16 protein-coding genes are annotated in these 16,674 nt (G+C 67.5%); 8 read left to right on the top strand and 8 right to left on the bottom strand.

All coding sequences use genetic code 11. From position 1 onward, the window contains the following. Positions 1–38: 38 nt before the first annotated feature. From FQU96_RS13180 to cml, 4 genes are all read left to right on the top strand, one after another. Positions 39–2,201: a TonB-dependent receptor gene (locus FQU96_RS13180; RefSeq protein ID WP_146541739.1), complete on the top strand. Its 2,163-nt coding sequence runs from the start codon at positions 39–41 to the stop codon at positions 2,199–2,201. A 277-nt stretch (positions 2,202–2,478) separates the two neighbouring features. Then, a complete protein-coding gene (locus tag FQU96_RS13175) occupies positions 2,479–3,060 on the top strand; it encodes a glutathione S-transferase family protein (protein ID WP_146541738.1) in 582 nt (193 codons plus the stop codon). Positions 3,061–3,159: 99 nt separating this feature from the next. After that, positions 3,160–3,585 (top strand): PAAR domain-containing protein, encoded by a 426-nt coding sequence (locus FQU96_RS13170; RefSeq protein WP_146541737.1) that lies wholly within the window; start codon positions 3,160–3,162, stop codon positions 3,583–3,585. A gap of 266 nt (positions 3,586–3,851) precedes the next feature. Then, the gene (cml, locus tag FQU96_RS13165; RefSeq protein WP_146541736.1) at positions 3,852–5,030 is read left to right on the top strand and encodes a CmlA/FloR family chloramphenicol efflux MFS transporter; all 1,179 of its coding nucleotides are present in this window, start codon (positions 3,852–3,854) and stop codon (positions 5,028–5,030) included. A gap of 376 nt (positions 5,031–5,406) precedes the next feature. On the opposite strand, the gene FQU96_RS13160 is transcribed toward cml, so the two are convergent. Further along, positions 5,407–5,733 carry a YdhR family protein gene (locus FQU96_RS13160; protein ID WP_178130489.1) on the bottom strand — a complete coding sequence of 109 codons (327 nt, stop codon included), beginning with the start codon at positions 5,731–5,733 and terminating at the stop codon, positions 5,407–5,409. 152 nt (positions 5,734–5,885) lie between these two features. On the opposite strand from FQU96_RS13160, the gene FQU96_RS13155 reads away from it, so the two are divergent. Together FQU96_RS13155 and FQU96_RS13150 are read left to right on the top strand one after the other, a co-directional pair. After that, positions 5,886–6,818 carry a metal ABC transporter solute-binding protein, Zn/Mn family gene (locus FQU96_RS13155; RefSeq protein WP_146541734.1) on the top strand — a complete coding sequence of 311 codons (933 nt, stop codon included), beginning with the start codon at positions 5,886–5,888 and terminating at the stop codon, positions 6,816–6,818. A 222-nt stretch (positions 6,819–7,040) separates the two neighbouring features. Beyond that, the gene (locus FQU96_RS13150; RefSeq protein ID WP_146541733.1) at positions 7,041–7,466 is read left to right on the top strand and encodes a TIGR03668 family PPOX class F420-dependent oxidoreductase; all 426 of its coding nucleotides are present in this window, start codon (positions 7,041–7,043) and stop codon (positions 7,464–7,466) included. Here FQU96_RS13150 and FQU96_RS13145 read toward each other — a convergent pair. Further along, complete coding sequence (locus tag FQU96_RS13145; RefSeq protein WP_146541732.1) at positions 7,438–8,649, bottom strand: adenylate/guanylate cyclase domain-containing protein; 1,212 nt, start codon at positions 8,647–8,649, stop codon at positions 7,438–7,440. The genes FQU96_RS13150 and FQU96_RS13145 overlap by 29 nt on opposite strands. 131 nt (positions 8,650–8,780) lie before the next feature. Between FQU96_RS13145 and FQU96_RS13140 the strand changes: the two genes are divergently transcribed. Together FQU96_RS13140 and msrA are read left to right on the top strand one after the other, a co-directional pair. Then, the gene (locus tag FQU96_RS13140) at positions 8,781–9,323 is read left to right on the top strand and encodes an AAA family ATPase (RefSeq protein ID WP_218574711.1); all 543 of its coding nucleotides are present in this window, start codon (positions 8,781–8,783) and stop codon (positions 9,321–9,323) included. Positions 9,324–9,434: 111 nt separating this feature from the next. Then, the gene (gene msrA, locus FQU96_RS13135; RefSeq protein ID WP_146541731.1) at positions 9,435–10,046 is read left to right on the top strand and encodes a peptide-methionine (S)-S-oxide reductase MsrA; all 612 of its coding nucleotides are present in this window, start codon (positions 9,435–9,437) and stop codon (positions 10,044–10,046) included. A 192-nt stretch (positions 10,047–10,238) separates the two neighbouring features. Here the strand turns inward: msrA and FQU96_RS13130 are convergent, their stop codons facing one another. Genes FQU96_RS13130 through FQU96_RS13105 form a run of 6 tightly spaced genes read right to left on the bottom strand, consistent with a single transcriptional unit; the run spans position 10,239 to position 16,474 of the window. Further along, entirely contained in the window at positions 10,239–10,874 is a 636-nt protein-coding gene (locus FQU96_RS13130; protein ID WP_146541730.1) for a response regulator transcription factor, read from the bottom strand. Then, on the bottom strand, positions 10,871–11,944 hold the full coding sequence (locus FQU96_RS13125; protein WP_146541729.1) for a sensor histidine kinase: 1,074 nt from the start codon (positions 11,942–11,944) through the stop codon (positions 10,871–10,873). The genes FQU96_RS13130 and FQU96_RS13125 overlap by 4 nt, the downstream gene beginning before the upstream one ends. A gap of 22 nt (positions 11,945–11,966) precedes the next feature. Further along, complete coding sequence (locus tag FQU96_RS13120; protein WP_146541728.1) at positions 11,967–12,665, bottom strand: MgtC/SapB family protein; 699 nt, start codon at positions 12,663–12,665, stop codon at positions 11,967–11,969. Between the two features lie 21 nt (positions 12,666–12,686). Then, positions 12,687–13,391 carry a hypothetical protein gene (locus FQU96_RS13115; protein ID WP_146541727.1) on the bottom strand — a complete coding sequence of 235 codons (705 nt, stop codon included), beginning with the start codon at positions 13,389–13,391 and terminating at the stop codon, positions 12,687–12,689. 7 nt (positions 13,392–13,398) lie between these two features. Then, the gene (locus FQU96_RS13110; protein ID WP_146541726.1) at positions 13,399–14,706 is read right to left on the bottom strand and encodes an AAA-associated domain-containing protein; all 1,308 of its coding nucleotides are present in this window, start codon (positions 14,704–14,706) and stop codon (positions 13,399–13,401) included. 13 nt (positions 14,707–14,719) lie between these two features. Next, positions 14,720–16,474: an ABC transporter permease subunit gene (locus tag FQU96_RS13105; RefSeq protein ID WP_146541725.1), complete on the bottom strand. Its 1,755-nt coding sequence runs from the start codon at positions 16,472–16,474 to the stop codon at positions 14,720–14,722. Positions 16,475–16,674: the final 200 nt, after the last annotated feature.

Here is a 16,674-nt window from a genome sequence, read left to right as displayed (position 1 = left end):
CATTATGATATATCATAACATTTCCACGGGAGAGACGGATGGTTTGGGGGCGGTTGGCCGCAGGGGCTGTGGTGTGCATTGTGTTGCCGGCGACCGTGTTCGCGCGTGACCTTACCCTTCGTGACGACAAGGGTCCGGTGGCTGGTGCGCAGGTGTCCATCCGCGGCCAGAGCGGTTCTTATGTCACCGACGCCGCCGGTGTCGCCCGCCTGCCCGACCGGCCGGCCGCCAGTACCGTGCTCGATATCATTACGCCTGCCGGCACCCGGCTGGAGCGCACGATCAGCGCCGGCACCACGATCGTCGACGTCGCCGAACCGCCGCCGCTGATACCCGGGACCTTGCCGCCGCTGCGGGTGACGGCAAGCCCGCTGTCGCGCGGCATCGACGATATCGCGACGCCGGCCACCGTGCTGGCCGGCGACTCGTTGAACCAGCGCCGGCAGTCGAGCCTCGGCGAGACGATCAAGGATGTCCCCGGCGTCGCCTCGACGCAGTTCGGTCCCGGCGCCAGCCGTCCCATCATCCGCGGCATGGACGGCCCGCGCGTGCGCGTGCTGTCGGACGGCGTCGACACACTCGATGCCGCGACCGTCAGTCCCGACCACGCCGTCACCAGCGATCCGTTCCTGGCCAAACAGATCGAGATCCTGAAGGGCCCGGCAACCTTGCTCTATGGCGGCGGTGCGATCGGCGGCGTCGTGAACGTGATCGACAGCCGCATTCCCACATCCGCGCCCACCAAGGGCTACGAAGGCGAAGGCCAGCTGCTGTGGGATCCCAACGCGACGGCGATGACCGGCATGCTGGGCTTCACCGTCGGCGTGCCCAACGTCGCACTGCGGCTGGAGGGCACGCACCGGCTGAGCGACGACTACTTCACCGCCCGGAAGTTCGGCGACCCGCCCTCGCGCCGCGTGCGCAACTCGTTCAACGACACCACGAGCTGGAGCGCCGGCGGGTCGTGGATCGGCGACTGGGGCTATCTCGGCGCCGCCTTCTCGGATCAGAAAAAGGAATACGGCATCCCCAGCGAGGAGACGACGTTCATCCGCATGCACAGCCAGCGCGTCGACGTGCGTGGCGAGCTCCGCGAGCCGTTCACGGGCATCGAGGCCGTGCGCTTCCGGCTGGGCCATGTGAACTACCGCCACAAGGAAATCGAGGACGGCGAGGTCGGCACCACGTTCAAGAACAACGCCACCGACACGCGGCTGGAGATCGTCCACAACCCGATCGGCGGCCTGAAGGGCGTGTTCGGCGTATCGAGCTTCTGGCGCGACTTCAAGGCCCAGGGCGAGGAAGCCTTCATCGCGCCGACCAAGACGCGCAATCACGCGCTGTTCCTGCTCGAACGCTACAGCTGGGACAGCTTCTACATCGAAGGCGGCCTGCGCTACGAATGGCAAAGCATCAATGTCAGGAGCGATCAGCCCGACCGCAAGCATGACGGCCTCTCCGCCTCGCTGGGCGCGATGTGGGACTTTGCGCCGGGCTACACCGTCGGCCTGACCTTCTCCCGCTCGCAGCGCCTGCCGACGGCCGAGGAATTGTTCGCCAGCGGACCCCATGTCGCCACCGGGCAGTTCGAGGTCGGCGATCCGCGCCTGAAGGTCGAAACCGCGCACAATCTCGAACTCAGCCTGCGCAAGAAGACCGGCACCTTCCAGTTCGGCGTCAGCCTCTATCGCAACGCGGTGCGCGACTTCATCTTCGCCGCCGAGACCGGCGATGTGATCGACGACCTGCGCGTGGTGAACTTCCGTCAGCAGAACGCCGTGTTCTATGGCCTCGAAGCCGACGCCAAGTATGCCGTCACCGAGTATCTCGATGCCTCGGTCTTCGGCGACTATGTGCGCGCCAAGCTCAACCGTAGCGGCGGCAACCTGCCCCGCATCCCGCCCGGTCGCCTCGGCGGCCGCCTCGATGCGCGCTGGGAGCAGTGGAAGGCGTACCTGCAGTTCTATCACGTCTTCAAGCAGGGCGACGTGGCGGCGTTCGAGACCAAGACTGGCGGCTACAACATGCTGAACGCCGGCATTTCCTTCACCAGCGCGCTGGGGCCGCTGACGGCGTACGAGTTCTTCGTGCGCGCCAACAACCTGCTGAACGAGAAGGCTATCGTGCACACGTCCTTCATCAAGGACTCCGTCCCCCTGCCCGGCATCAACGTCACCGTCGGCGCCCGCTTCACGTTCTAAGACCGGACGCGGCGATACCCGGCTGTTCGGCCAGTTGCGAAGCGCGGGCTGGTGACGGCTGGGACCGCGCCGCTCCAGCGGCGCATCTCAGGGCGACAGCAGACACTGTCGCCTCTGCACGGAAGGGCCCGCTTATGAGCGCCGCTGGAGCGGCGCGGTCCCAGCCGTCACCAGCAGCATCGCGTCTTGCTCCGACATCCCAGGGTCTCCGCGACGCTCTCGCGGGGAGAGGTTGTTTGCGCGTATCCTGGCATCGGTAGCCCGCCCGGAGGCCGTGATGCTGACGCTCTATTTCTCGCCGGGTTCGAGCTCGATGGCGCCGCACATCGCGCTGCATGAGATCGGCACGCCGTTCGAGCAGCGCGCCGTGTCGTTCGCCCGCCAGGAGCAGCGTGATCCGGCCTTTCTCGCCATCAACCCCGAAGGCAAGGTCCCCGTCCTGCTGATCGATGGGCGGCCGCTGACCGAAGTGGCGGGTATCCTCTACTACCTCGCCCGACGCTTCCCTCAAGCGGCGCTGTTGCCCGTCGACGATCCGCACGCCGAGGCGCAGGTGGTGGCGTGGATGTCATTCATCGCCGCGACCCTGCATCCGTCGCGCCGCCGCGGCCTGGAAGCGGCGAACAAGGCCTGGGCGCTCGCCGAGCTGCGGCTGGCCGGCCGTGATTGGGCTGTCGATCGCTACTCGATCGCCGACATCCACCTCTTCCGCTTGTTCTGGCGCCTGGCCGGATCGCTCAAGCCCGAGCGCGCCGCCTTCCCCGGCCTCTATGCCCACCACGAGCGCATGATGGCGCGGCCGGCCGTCCAGCGCACGATCGCGGTCGAATCAGCCATCGGCTACGAACTGCCGGCCTGACGTCGCCACGGGCGATTGGCGACTTTCCCCTAGCCAAACCTTTCATTCCCATGTATGGTAAATATGTGAGTGTTCGCTCCAGTAGGGGCAGGAGTCGATATGCCACAGATGCCGGCGGCGCGATTGACGGACATGCACGCCTGCCCGATGTCGAACGGGCCGGTGCCGCATGTCGGCGGGCCCGTGATGCCGACATGCGCGATCACCGTCCTGACGGGAAAGCTGCCGCAGGCACGCATCACGGATAAAGCGATCTGCGTGGGCCCACCGGATATCCTGCTGAAGGGCTCGCCGGTGGTCCTCGTCAACAACCTGATGGCGGTGCGAATCCTCGTCGACACGACGTCCCACGGCGGCTTTGTCGTCATGGGCTGCTTCACGGTGCTGATCGGCGACGGCACGTCGGGCGGCCCGGCCTTCGATCCGGCCGCAGCCCAGGCCCAGGCGGATCAACTCTCCAAGGACGCTGAAAAGGCTCAGGCCGAGCAGAAGAAGATCGACGAGGCCAAGAAGAACAGCGCTTGAAGCCTCGGGAACGCAGGCGTCTGCCCGCGGCGACGCAGCACGCCGCATCATGGGCGAGACGCCCGCGCTCCCAGGAGCTTGACGTCGACAACGGCCATCGCGCTATATGGGCGCGTCATGCCGCATGTGCTTCGATGAAGGCCGCCAAGATCGCAGCCCGCTGAGCCGCAACAACCCGTTCGTGTTGTTGCGGCGTTCCGCTTCCAAGGTGCTTTGCCGTCCAGGATGACGAGCGCCGCCGAATCCTTTTCGTGCGGAGTTTTGTCGTGCCTGCTTCCAGGACCTGGACCTATTCCCTGCCCGCGGCGCTGCTGCTGATGGCGCCCTTCGACCTGCTCGCCTCGCTGGGCATGGACGTCTATCTGCCGGTGGTGCCGCGCATGCCGGCGATCCTCGACACGACGCCGGCCGTCGTTCAGCTGACGCTCAGCCTCTATCTGGTCGTGCTCGGCTGCGGCCAGCTTCTGTTCGGCCCACTGTGTGATCGCATCGGCCGCCGTCCGGTTCTGCTGGGCGGCGGCCTGTTGTTCATCGCGACATCCGCCGGCCTTGCGCTCGCGACCTGGGCACCGGCGTTCGTGGCCTTGCGTGTGCTGCAAGCCGCCGGCGCCGCAGCGACACTGGTGGCAACATTCGCCACCGTGCGCGACGTCTACGCGCAACGACCTGAGTCAGTCGTCATCTACGGGTTGCTCGGCTCGATACTGGCCTTCGTGCCGGCGATCGGTCCCGTGCTGGGTGCCGTGATCGACCACGGCCTGGGCTGGCGCGGCATTTTCCTGACGCTGGCACTGCTGGGCGCGGCCGCCGGACTGCAGGCAAGCTGGCGCTGGCCCGAGACACGGCCGACCGGCACCCGTCCACGACTGGCGCGGGTCGGTGCCATTCTGCGTCACGCGCCGTTCTGGACCTATACCGTGGGCTTCAGTGCGGCGATGGGAGCGTTCTTTGTCTACTTCTCCACCGCGCCGCGCCTGCTGATCGACCGTGGGGGCCTGTCGACCCTGACGTTCAGCCTGCTGTTTGCCACCGTGGCGGTGGTGATGATCATCGTCAGCCGCTTCAGCGGCCGTCTGGCGCGACGCTGGGGTGAACGCGGCTGCCTCGTGCGCGGCATGGCCCTGCTGCTGGCCGGCGCGGTGCTGCTCGCGTCGGGGCATGTGGTCGGCATTCCCGCGACCTGGGCTTTGATCGCACCGATGTGGATCGTGGCGGCCGGCATCACCGTCACATGCGCGGTCACGGCGAACGGTGCGCTGCGGGCGTTCGGCGATGTCGCCGGCACCGCGGTCGCACTGCACTATTGCATCGAAGGCGTGATCGTCAGCAGCGCGGGTACGCTTGCCGTGCTGTGGCTACCGGCCGACACGGTCTGGCCGATCGCGGTGTTCTGCGCCGTGGCCGCGACGCTGACACTGCTCCTCGTCCGCTGGCTGCCGCGCTGAACAGGAGGGAGAGCGCCCTCTCCCAACGCAGTTGGGGCGCGGTGGCTGTTTCGGGCACCTCTCCAGCAAAGCTCTGTCGTATTCACACATCGCGCCCATAACCCGAAACGCAGCCGCTCGTCCCCCTCTCCCTCCGGGCAGGGCGATTCGCATATGACGCAAGCCGGTACGATCAGACGCTGGGGGCGCCGCTGCGTCCCATGTTCGATGTTTTGCCAGCGAAGCACGGCCAGATGGGCGAAATCGGGGCCGTCTTGGCGGATGCCATGAGCATGACGCGCCACGGAGTGGCGCGCCCCCAGCGTGTGTTGCTCGGCCTCAGCCAATCCCTTCGAGCCACGTTGCCATGGCGTGGCGCGCTCCCGACGGTGGGACGTCACGCCGCCTGCAGGATCCGCGCCAGCGGCGCGCGCGTGATGGCGCTGGGTTCCTCGTTGACGTCGAAATAGCGGATCGACACATCGCGGCCGCCGCCCTGCGCCAGGCGCGTGGCCAGCACGTCATCGCCCCAGGCCTTGGCGCTGGCCAGATCCTCGAACAGATAGATTCCGCCCCGCGTGTTGCTGACCTTGTCCTCGATCCACACCTTCCACAGCAGGCCCGGCAACCGTGCGATCGCCTTGGCGGACTCGAGCTTGTCCTGCGGGTTGGCGTTGGCCTGCGCCGCGCTGGGCGTGTAGTTCACCTGAAGAATGACCGGCACGATGAACCCCTCCTGTCGTCAATCAGCCAAGCGATACCGTCGTTACGGCAAGGCTGGCAAACAAACTTTTCCGCCGGCCGGCTCAACTGCCTGGACAGAATTGTTATAATGTAACATAATCCATTCGAAACTGAACGATCCAGGAGACTCGGGTGTCCTATCGCGTACGTGTTGGCCGGCGCGTAGTGCTGGCGGCCGGCGTGGCCTTGTTGGCCTCGACGCCGGCGGTGGCGCAGCAGCGGCTCAAGGTCGTGGCATCGTTCTCGATCATCGGCGACATGGTGCGCGAGATCGGCGGTGACCGCATCGAGGTGGCGACGGTGGTCGGCGCCGACCAGGATGCGCACACCTATCAACCGACACCCAGCGACGCCAAGGCGGTGGCGGCGGCCAAGGTGTTGTTCGTCAACGGGCTGGGTTTCGAGGGCTGGATCGACCGCCTGGCGCGCGCGGCCCCCTTCAAGGGCACGCGCGTGGTGTTGACCGATGGCATCGCCAATCCCTTGACCCTGGAATCGGGCGGATCGCACGGCGGGCACAAGCACGCGCATGGCGCATCCGACCCACACACCTGGCAGGACATCACCAATGCCCGCCTCTATGCCCGCAACATCGTGAAGGGACTGGCGGCGGCCGATCCGGCCAATGCGGAGGCCTATCGCCAGCGCGGCGCCGACTACGATCGACGTCTGGGCGAGCTCGATGCCTGGGTGAAGAGCCAGATCGCCACCGTGCCGGCCGACAAGCGCAAGGTGATCACCGGTCACGAAGCCTTCCGCTACTTTGCCCGCGCCTATGGCGTCGCCTTCCACGCGCCGATCGGCGTCAGCACCGACCAGGAGCCATCGGCGCAGCAGATCGCCGGCCTGATCCGGCTGATGAAGAGCACCGGCATCAAGGCGATCTTCATCGAGAACATGAGCAACCCCAAGCTGGTCGAGCAGATCGCGCGCGATGCCGGCGGCGTCGTGGGCCCGGCGCTCTATTCCGACGCCTTGTCCAAACCCGGCGGTCCCGCCGACACCTACGAGAAACTGTTCCGCTTCAATGTCCAGGCACTCGTCGCCGGCATGCAGAAGAATTGACGGGCGTGCTAACATCGCTGGAGCGACGTGAGGCCAACCGAGCTTGTTGCGGGCGTGATGCCGCTGGTGACGGGTCGGACCGCGTCGCTCCAGCGACGCCTCGGCGCGCAGCGCCGTGTCATGAGCGCCGCTGGAGCGGCGCGGTCCCAGCCGTCGCCAGCACTGCTTTCACTGGCCGAGGCACCGCAAGGTCTTCGCTCAGGAGGACGGGACGGATCAACCATGCTCTCAGCAACCGATCGGCAGTTCGTGGAAACGCGACGGGTTGCCCGGCTGGCGACGGCCGATCGCAACGGCGCGCCGCATGTCGTACCGGTCTGCTTCGCGCTGGCCGACGACACGCTCTACATCACGATCGACCAGAAGCCCAAGCGCGACGCCGGCCAACCCTTGAAGCGGCTGCGCAACATCGCCGACAACCCTGAAGTCGCGGTCGTCGTCGACCACTATGACGAGGACTGGACCCAGCTGGGCTGGGTGATGCTGCGCGGGCGCGCCGAGATCCTGGCGGACGGTGCCGAGCACGACCAGGCGCAGGCGCTGCTGCGCACCCGCTACCGGCAGCTCGCCGCGATGCACATCGAGTCGCTGCCGGTGATCGCCGTGCGCATCGCGCGGGTCACGCGCTGGGGCAATCTGGCACCTTGAGCGTCGCGGCCTGGCCGGCCTCCTCGGCGAGGCCATAGATCGCCTGCGTTTCACTGAAGCCCGGCAGCATGAAGTCGCCCACACCCGCCATTTCGGGCTGGCATTCCTGCGCGAACCGGCTCGATGCCAGCACGGTGCGCCCCAGGCTCGAGGCGAGTCTTTCGATGCGCGCCGCCATGTTCACCGCCGGCCCGATGCAGGTGAAATCCAGCCGCTCGCCGCCACCGATATTGCCGTACTGCACCTCGCCCAGGTGCAGGGCCAGCCCGAAACGCGGGCCGTTGGTGCCGCTCTCCCAGCCGTCGAGGTCAGCGATGTTGTCCCGCGCCAGCCGCGCCGCATCGAGCGCGCGCCGGCAGACCGCGTCGGTATCGCGTCCCTCGACGGGGAAGATCGCCAGCAGACCGTCGCCCATGAACTTCAGAACCTCGCCGCCATGCTCGGCGATGGCCGGGATCTGGCAGTCGAAGTAGCGGTTCAGCAGGTCGATGGTGGTCTTGGGCGGCAGCCGGTCGGCCATCATCGTGAAGCCGCGCATGTCCGACAGCCAGATCGCCGCCGCGATCGCCTCCGAATCGCCGCGCCGGATATGGCCGGACAGGATGCGCTCGCCGGCCTGGTGGCCGACATAGGTATCGAGCAGGTTGCCGGCCAGGCGGCGCAACGCACGCACCTCGGCGACCCGTGCCAGCGGCGGCGTCACGCTGTCGATGGCCGCGATATGCGCATCGCTGAAGCCGCCGGGCACGCGCGTGGTCCAGGTCACCGCGTGCACCGAACCATCGGTGAAGATCAAGGGCATCGCCACGTAGTCGGTGACGCCCTCCTCGCGCAGCTCGGCCAGGGTGTTGAGGTCGATCGGACAGGCCGGATCGGCCAGCCGGCGGCGCAGGGCCTGTCCGCTGATGCAGACCCGGGCAACCGGGCTGTCGCGGTAGGTCGGCGTGGCCAGCAGGTCATGCGGCGCTTCGGACACCGTGACGCCGACATCCTGCACCCACAGGAAGCGGCGGCCCATGATCTGTGGATGCAGCGTGCGCACGAAGGCGGCGCCACGCCACAGTGGGACGCCGGCGTCGACCATCCGTTCGCACAACTCGAGCACGACCTGCTGTGCCGTCGCCGCGCTGCGCGCGCCGTCGGCGAGCCAATCGACAATCGTCTTGATGGGGCCGTCGTCCATGGCCTTGATTGTAGGCGCGCCGCTGCCGTCCATGAAAGGCCATTGCCGTCCCGGGCGAGGCGCGATACCGTGTGATTGTGCCGCGAACATGCATTCGGGCGCACCTTCCCACACAGTGACAGGATGTCGATTTGGACGACCGATTCGTCGTGCTGTCCGGCTGTTCGGGCGGCGGAAAATCAACCCTGCTGGCCGAGCTTCGCGCCCGCGGCCACCATACGGTCGAAGAACCCGGGCGCCGCATCGTGAGCGAGGAGCAGGCCACCGGCGGCACTGCCCTGCCCTGGGTCGACCTGGCGGCATTCGCGCGGCGTGCCATCGCGATGGCGTTGGCCGACCGGGACGCCGCCCGGGCCTTGTCGGGATGGGTGTTCTTCGACCGCGGTCTGATCGACGCCGCATCGGCGCTCGAGACCGTCACAGGGGAATCGGCGCTGGCGCCCCTGGGGATACCGCATCGCTATCACCGGCGTGTCTTCATGACGCCGCCATGGCCCGAGATCTACGGAACGGACGCCGAGCGCCGGCATGATTTCGAGGCGGGCCTGGCCGAGTATCATCGGCTGGAGAAAGCGTATCCGGCCTTGGGGTACGAGGTGATCATCCTGCCCAAGATCCCGGTATCCGATCGCGCCGATCTCGTCCTGGCCACGCTTTCGGGCACTGCCGCGTAGCGCCGCAGGCCGTGATCACGGTGTTGCGACTGCAGACTCGAGGGATGTGAGCGACGGTGATCCCGCAACCCGGTATCCTGCTCCCAGGACGACAAACACAAGGAGTCCTGCATGTTTCGTTTGCGGCTTGCCGTCGTCGCCTGTCTGTTGGCACTCGCAACGACAGCATCGTCGTTTGCCCAGACGCCCGCCAAGGCGGTCGCGATTTTCGCCGGCGGCTGCTTCTGGTGCATGGAGCCGCCGTTCGACAAGCTCGACGGCGTCACGGCAACCGTCTCGGGATACACCGGCGGGGTCAAACCCAACCCGACCTACGAGCAGGTCTCGGCCGGCGACTCCGGTCACCTCGAAGTGGTGCGGATCGAGTACGATCCGGCGCGCATCACCTACGCGCGCCTGCTGGAGGTGTTCTGGCGCAACATCGACCCGCTCGATGCGCAGGGCCAGTTCTGCGACAAGGGCGAGCAGTATCTCTCGGCCATCTTCGTCGCCAACGACCAGGAGCGCGCGGCCGCCGAAGCGTCCAAGACTGCGCTCGAGCGCAGCGGCAAGCTGCCCGGCCCCGTCGTCACCCGCATCCTGCCGGCGAGCCCCTTCTATCCGGCCGAGGAATACCACCAGGACTACTACCGCAAGAATCCGCTGAAATATTCCTATTACCGCTGGGGCTGTGGCCGCGACGCACGCCTGGAACGCCTATGGGGCCCGGCGCCGAAGGAGTAGCTGAACACCGCAGCAGGAGCGGGTCACGTTTTGATCAGCCGATCCTGTCGTCCTGAGCGAAGCGAAGGACCCTGCGGTGGATCGAGCGATGACTGTCGGCACTGTTGATCATCAGTGCCGACAGTGTTGATACCGGCACCGCAAGATCCTTCGCTGCGCTCAGGATGACGACGGCGGTCGACCATACTTGATTTACGGTGGCGGTACGCCGAGCTTCTCCGCGATCTTCACCAGGTCGGCCAGCGATTTCGCCTTCATCTTGCGCATCACCTGGCCGCGACGGACCTTCACCGTGATCTCGCTGATGTCGAGAGCAGCGGCGATCTGCTTGTTCATCAAGCCGCTGACGACGCGCGCCATCACGGCGCGCTCGCCCGTGGTCAGGCTGGCGTGACGCGCCTGCAGGTCGGCCGCCAGCGCGGCATCACGGCGCCGGACGCGATCCTTCTCGATGCCGTTCTGGATGGCATCCAGCAGATCCTGGTCGCGAAACGGCTTGGTCAGGAACTCGATGGCGCCCGCCTTCATGGCGCGCACCGACATCGCGATGTCGCCGTGGCCGGTGATGAAGATCACCGGCAGATGAATGTCGGCGTCGGCCATCGCGCGCTGGAAATCGAGTCCGCTCTGGCCCGGCATGCGCACGTCGAGCACCAGGCAGCCCGGCGCATCGATCCGTTCGCTGTGCAGAAACTCCTGCGGTGAGCCGAACAGCCGCGCCTGCAGACCGACCGATCCCAGCAGGTCGGCGAGCGCCGCCCGCACCGACGGATCGTCGTCGATGACGATGACGACCGGCGCCTGCGTGTCGTTCGCCGCGGGGTTCATGCCATCTCCGCCCGGCTGGTCGGCAACGTGAACGCCACGACGGCACCGCCGTCGGCTTGCGGCTCGGCCCATATGCGCCCGCCGTGATCCTCGATGATCGAGCGGCTGATCGCCAGCCCGATACCCATGCCGTCCTTCTTGGTCGTGTAGAAGGCATCGAAAATATGCGGCAGGCCGGCCGGATCCAAACCGGCGCCACGATCGCGCACCGTCACGCGCACCGCCTGGGCGCCGTCGCGCGCCGAGCTGATCACCAGGTCGCGCGGTCGACGGCCGCGGACGGCCGCCATGGCCTCGATGGCGTTCATCACGAGGTTCAGAATGACCTGCTGCACCAGGACACGATCCATGAGGACGGGCGGCAGGTCATCGGCGACGGTCACGCGCGCGGTGATGTCGTGCGTCGCGATCTCGCTGCGCGCCAATACAAGGGCATCCTGGATGGTTTCATTGAGGTTCAGCCACTCCTTGCGCGGCGGGGCCGGCCGCGCCAGGCGTCGCACGCGACCGATGATATCGCTGGCGCGGTTGGCGTCGCCGATCATGCGTTCGACCGCCTGCCGGGCCTTCTCGACGTTGGGCGGCTCGGCCCCTAGCCAGCGCTGGCAGGCGTTGCCGCTGGTCACGATCGCCGCCAGCGGCTGGTTGACCTCGTGCGCGATCGACGCCGTGAGCTCGCCCAGCGTGGTGATCCGCGCGATATGCGCGAGCTGGGCGCGCGCCTCATGCGCGGCAACCTCGGCCGAAGCGATCTTCATCGCCAGGTAGGTGGTGACGCCGATCGCGGCCAGGCTGATCAGGCTGTTGATCAGGCCCGATTTGGGCGCACCGGTCGGCGTCAGGAAATAGCTGATCACCGTGAGCGCCATGCAAGCAGCCGACACCAGGATCACGCCGCGGCGCTGAAAAGCGCCGACCGCGACCAGAACCACCGCGACGTAGAAGACCGCGACAGCCACCTCCAGTTCGGTGACCGTGTCGGCGATGAAAATGCCCAGCGCCAGCACGACGATGACGATGGCCAGGAAGGTCGATGACGCCCGGGGCAGGACACGCGGCTCGGTTTTCATCGATGTCCCGCCTTTCGGCCCCCTATTCCGCCGCCACCAACCGCCAGCGCGCCGAGGTGACAAGCGGCTCCAAACTAAGGCGGCCGACGATCTGTTCCAAGAGACGATCCTGGTTTTCATCGGCGCTCATCGCCGCATTCACCGTCACCCGGTTGCTGTCCTCGATATTGGTGCTTTCCAGTTCCTGGATGTGCAACGTCGTTCCCAGTTCCCGCAGCAGCAAGGCGCGCACGTGGGCCTCGGCCTCGCCATGGCAGACGACGCTGATGACATAGCGGGTCTTCAGCTCGGTCGTGCGCAGCGGCTGGCGTTCGATCAACTGCACCAGGGGGCGCAGCAGCAGGTTGACGCCGACGATGAAAGCCGTCGCCACCGCGGCGTGCGGATAGAAACCGGCGCCGCACAGCGTGCCGACAGCGGCCGAGCACCACAAGGTGGCGGCGGTGTTGAGGCCACGCACGTTCAGCCCTTCCTTGAAGATGATGCCGGCGCCGAGGAAACCGATGCCCGACACGATCTGGGCCGCAACCCGGGTCGGGCTGGCCTCGCCGGGAAACAGGCCGGCGAAGACCACGAAGCTTGCCGCCCCGAGTGCGACCAGCGTGTTGGTCCGCAGCCCGGCCAGGCGCTGCCGCCACTGGCGCTCGAAGCCGATCAGGCCGCCCAGCAGCAGCGCCATGCCCAGGCTCAGGGCGGTGTGGATCAGGTTATCGATGGCCATGATTCTCGCCGCTCCCGGAGACTAGAAGCGAACGGTAAGTCCCAGTGTCATCGACCACGGCGTCACACCGTCGGTGCGCCAGCCCGACAGCAGGTCGACGTCCCACCTGCCGCCACCCGGCGTCCATCGCACACCGATCTGGGCGCCGGGCCGGCCACGGTCACGTCCGAAGACCTCGCCCATCAGCATCACGTCGGCGGCGATGGCGGCTTCAACCTGAGCACCCAGGAACGCTTCGTTGCGCTGCGCGCCGGAGCGGCTGTAGAGCCATCCGGCATTGAAGTTCACCCGCAGCCGCTCGTGCAAGGAGATCGACACCGGCACGATCAGGCTTGCCGTCTCCCAGTGACCGGCCCGCACGCTCCAGGCCGTGGCGCCGGCCAACCCGACACCGAAGCCCGACTCCACGGGCCAGAGGTTGAGCTTCAGCGTCGGGCCCACCAAGGTATCGCTGGTGTGCGCGCCGCGCGCCCAGGTACGCTGCACGGTGGCGCCCACCTCCAGCCGCGGTAGCGCTTCGAAGGTGCAGGCCGGCGAGGCGTTGACCAATCCCGACCTCGGCCCGCCACGCGTGAGCCAGGTCTCGAGGTGGCACAGGCCGGGCGTTTCGACGCCGGCATCATCCACGACATGGGCGCCGCCTGCCGCATGGGCCGGCGACTGCCAGACCGGCAGGGCGAACGACAACAGGAAGGCGACACGAACATCGCTGCGGATGACGCACATAATGGGATCAGGCCGGGTTGTCGAGGCTGAAGAGGTCGGCCGTTTCGTCGAAGGCGTAGAGCTCGCCGTAGCGGCCCCACTGCGTGACGGCCTTGAGGGTCTGGGCGGCGTACTCGGGCGACATGACGTCCTCGAGTTCGTCGCGGAAGCGGCGCGCCGGAGCCGTGTGCGCGGCGCGCTCGTCCAGGACGCGACGGATGTGGGCGGCCAGCGGCACGTGGTTCAGCAGGTGCTGGGCAAAGAGCTGCTTGCGGGCATCCACGTCGGCCCCGGCATAGCGGCGCGCCGCCGGCAGCAGCCGCAGGTCGCCGCCCACAAGCTCGGCGAAGCGCAGCAGTTGCAGCACCTCGGCGATCGGGAACAGGTCGTCGGCCTCGTAATGCAGGTCCTGGGCCAGCTGCGGCAGATCGGCCTGGCCGTTATGCGGTGCCGCAGTGACGGCCTCGATGAGTCCCGCCATTGCATTGGTCGACACACGCGGCAGCGCCATGCCGATGCCGGTACCCGGGAACAGGCCCTCGCGGACCTCCGATGGTGCCTTCTCGGTCATGCGCACGTAGATGTCCTCGACCAGCGCCCGGAAGGCCGGATCCTGACGGTCGCGCGGCCGCAGCAGGTCGACCTTGATCTCGGCCACGACGCGGCCGGGATTGGACGAAAACAGCAGGATGCGGTCACACATCAGCACCGCCTCCTCGATGTTGTGGGTCACCATCAGGATCGACTTGATCGGCATGCGCCCTTCCGACCACAGGTCCAGCAGGTCGGTGCGCAGGGTCTCGGCCGTCAGCACGTCGAGCGCAGAGAACGGTTCGTCCATCAGCAGGATGTCAGGGTCGACCACCAGCGCGCGCGCCAGGCCGACCCGCTGGCGCATGCCGCCCGACAGCTCCTTGGGATAGGCACTCTCGAAGCCGTCCAGTCCGATCAGGTCGATGGCGGCCAGCGCGCGGCGGCGCCGCTCCTCTGGCCGCACGCGCCTGGCCTCGAGCCCGACCTCGACGTTCTGCAGCACCGTGAGCCAGGGAAACAGCGCGAAGCTCTGGAACACCATGCTGACGCGCGCCGGCGGCCCGCCCGGGTCGGGCGGCAGCCAGGCCACGGTGCCTTCGCTCGGCGTGATAAGGCCGGCGATGGAGCGCAGCAGCGTCGACTTGCCCGAGCCGGAGCGGCCCAGCAGGCCCACGATCTCGTTGTCGTTCAGGCTGAGGTCGACATCGTCGAGCACCAGAAGGCTGGTGCCGCCCGGCTTGCCGTAGAGGTGCCGTACATGGCTGACCTTGACGAGACAGCGGTGGTCCTGGGTGGCGATCATGGCGAGGCTCCTGTCAGTCGAGGCGAAGGCGGCGCTCGGCGAAGCGGTAGAGCGGTCGCCACAGGGCGCGGTTGAAGGCGATGACGAAGACCGACATCACGGCGATGCCCAAGGCCACGCGCGGAAAGTCGCCGGCTTGCGTGGCGTTGGCGATGAACGAGCCCAGCCCCGCCGCCTGCAGATGCGTGTCGCCCCACGACACCGCCTCGGCCACGATGCTGGCGTTCCACGATCCACCCGACGCGGTGAGCGCGCCGGTGACGTAGTACGGGAAGATCCCGGGCAGCACGAGCTGGCGCCACCACTGCCAGCCGCGGATACCGAAGATGCGCGCCGCGTCCTTCATGTCGGTGGGCAGCGCGCTGGTGCCGGCGATGACGTTGAACAGGATGTACCATTGCGTGCCCAGCACCATCAGCGGCGACAGCCAGATGTCGGGATCGAGCTGCAGGGTCGCGATGGCGATCACGACGACCGGGAACAGCACGTTGGCGGGAAACGCGGCGAGGAACTGCGCAACCGGCTGCAGGCGCTCGGTCCAGGCTGGCCGCAGCCCGATCCAGACTCCGATCGGCACCCAGATCAGGCTCGCGACCGCGATCAGCAGCGCCACGCGCGCCATGGTGGCGAGCCCCAGGCCGAACGCCGCCAGCACGTCACCCCAGCGCAGGCTGATGGCGATGAAGTTGCCCACCAGCCAGGTCGCACCGATGCAGCCGAGGCCCATCAGACCGATCCAGGCCACGTCCAGCAGGCGTGCCGCGCGTGCCCCCAGGCGCACCCGCGGCGCGCGCGCAATCGGCGGCCAGTCGATCGCCGCCAACGCCCGGCCGGGCCAGGCCAGCACCGACATCAGCAACCGCATCAACCGCGTGCGGCGCACCAGTTCATAGAGCCAGGAGCGCGAGCGCACCGGCGCCGCCGTCTGTTCGACGCGGAATTTGTCGGCCCACGCCACGACGGGGCGGAACACGAGCTGGTCGTACAGCGCGATCACGACCGCCATCGCCGCCACCGCCCAGCCCACGGCCGCGAAATCCTTCGCGTCGATGGCGGTGGCCAGCCACGAGCCGATGCCCGGCAGGCTGACGGTGGTGTCGCCGACGGTGATGGCCTCCGAAGCGACGACGAAGAACCAGCCGCCCGACATCGACATCATGGTGTTCCAGACCAGGCCCGGGGTTGCGAACGGCAGTTCCAGGCGCACGAAGCGCCGCCAGGGCGAGAAGCCGAACTGGCGGCTGACCTCGTCGAGGTCGGCCGGCACCGTGCGCAGCGACTGGTAGAAGCTGAACGCCATGTTCCAGGCCTGGCTGGTGAAGATGGCGAAGATCGACGCGCACTCGACGCCCAGTTGTCGCCCGGGGAACAGGCCCATGAAGAACGTGACGGTGAAGGTCAGGAAGCCCAGCACCGGCACCGACTGCAGGATGTCGAGCGCCGGGATGATCACCAGCTCCGCCTTGCGGCTCTTGGCGGCCAACGTGGCGACGGTGACGGTGAACAGCAGCGATGCCGCCAGCGCCGCGAACATGCGCAACGTGGTGCGCAACGCGTACTCGGGCAGGCGCGCCGGATCGAGCACGATCGGCGCCGTATCGAGCTGCGCCAGCGGTTGCCCCATCTGCATCGCGCCATGCACGACCAGAACGCCGATGGCAGCCAGCAGCAGCAACGCGATCAGATCGGCGCGGTTGGGCACCATGTCGGCACGCACGAAGCGCGTGACCGGGCGTGCACCTCCGTGGTCTCCGGAAAGAAAGGCCATGGCTCACCTCGCCCCCAGCCGCGACCGACGCCAACGACGGGCGTTCCGAGCGGCGTCTGCCGACCAGTATCGGGCATGGTGTTTCGTGGATCGTCCGAGGGCCGGCGCCACCGGACGGCGTGGCCAAGATCTATGGCCGCGCCCGCCGATACGCCACCGCGCATGGGGTCATCGGCGATATACCAAGGTATAGTCCGCCG

It is taken from the genome of Reyranella sp. CPCC 100927, from assembly GCF_007859315.1.
In the GTDB taxonomy this organism is placed as follows: Bacteria; Pseudomonadota; Alphaproteobacteria; order Reyranellales; family Reyranellaceae; genus Vineibacter.
The sequence above is the reverse complement of the archived record's forward strand: the minus strand, read 5'-3'. Positions and strand labels throughout refer to the sequence as shown.

Excerpts from the sequence above, each read along its gene's own strand:
- FQU96_RS13145 (WP_146541732.1), bottom strand. The coding sequence starts at position 8,649 with ATGGACGACGGCCCCATCAAGACGATTGTCGATTGGCTCGCCGACGGC.
- FQU96_RS13130 (WP_146541730.1), bottom strand. The coding sequence starts at position 10,874 with ATGAACCCCGCGGCGAACGACACGCAGGCGCCGGTCGTCATCGTCATC.
- msrA (WP_146541731.1), top strand. The coding sequence starts at position 9,435 with ATGTTTCGTTTGCGGCTTGCCGTCGTCGCCTGTCTGTTGGCACTCGCA.
- FQU96_RS13120 (WP_146541728.1), bottom strand. The coding sequence starts at position 12,665 with ATGGCCATCGATAACCTGATCCACACCGCCCTGAGCCTGGGCATGGCG.
- FQU96_RS13110 (WP_146541726.1), bottom strand. The coding sequence starts at position 14,706 with ATGATCGCCACCCAGGACCACCGCTGTCTCGTCAAGGTCAGCCATGTA.
- FQU96_RS13125 (WP_146541729.1), bottom strand. The coding sequence starts at position 11,944 with ATGAAAACCGAGCCGCGTGTCCTGCCCCGGGCGTCATCGACCTTCCTG.
- FQU96_RS13150 (WP_146541733.1), top strand. The coding sequence starts at position 7,041 with ATGCTCTCAGCAACCGATCGGCAGTTCGTGGAAACGCGACGGGTTGCC.
- FQU96_RS13105 (WP_146541725.1), bottom strand. The coding sequence starts at position 16,474 with ATGGCCTTTCTTTCCGGAGACCACGGAGGTGCACGCCCGGTCACGCGC.
- FQU96_RS13170 (WP_146541737.1), top strand. The coding sequence starts at position 3,160 with ATGCCACAGATGCCGGCGGCGCGATTGACGGACATGCACGCCTGCCCG.
- FQU96_RS13115 (WP_146541727.1), bottom strand. The coding sequence starts at position 13,391 with ATGTGCGTCATCCGCAGCGATGTTCGTGTCGCCTTCCTGTTGTCGTTC.
- FQU96_RS13180 (WP_146541739.1), top strand. The coding sequence starts at position 39 with ATGGTTTGGGGGCGGTTGGCCGCAGGGGCTGTGGTGTGCATTGTGTTG.
- FQU96_RS13175 (WP_146541738.1), top strand. The coding sequence starts at position 2,479 with ATGCTGACGCTCTATTTCTCGCCGGGTTCGAGCTCGATGGCGCCGCAC.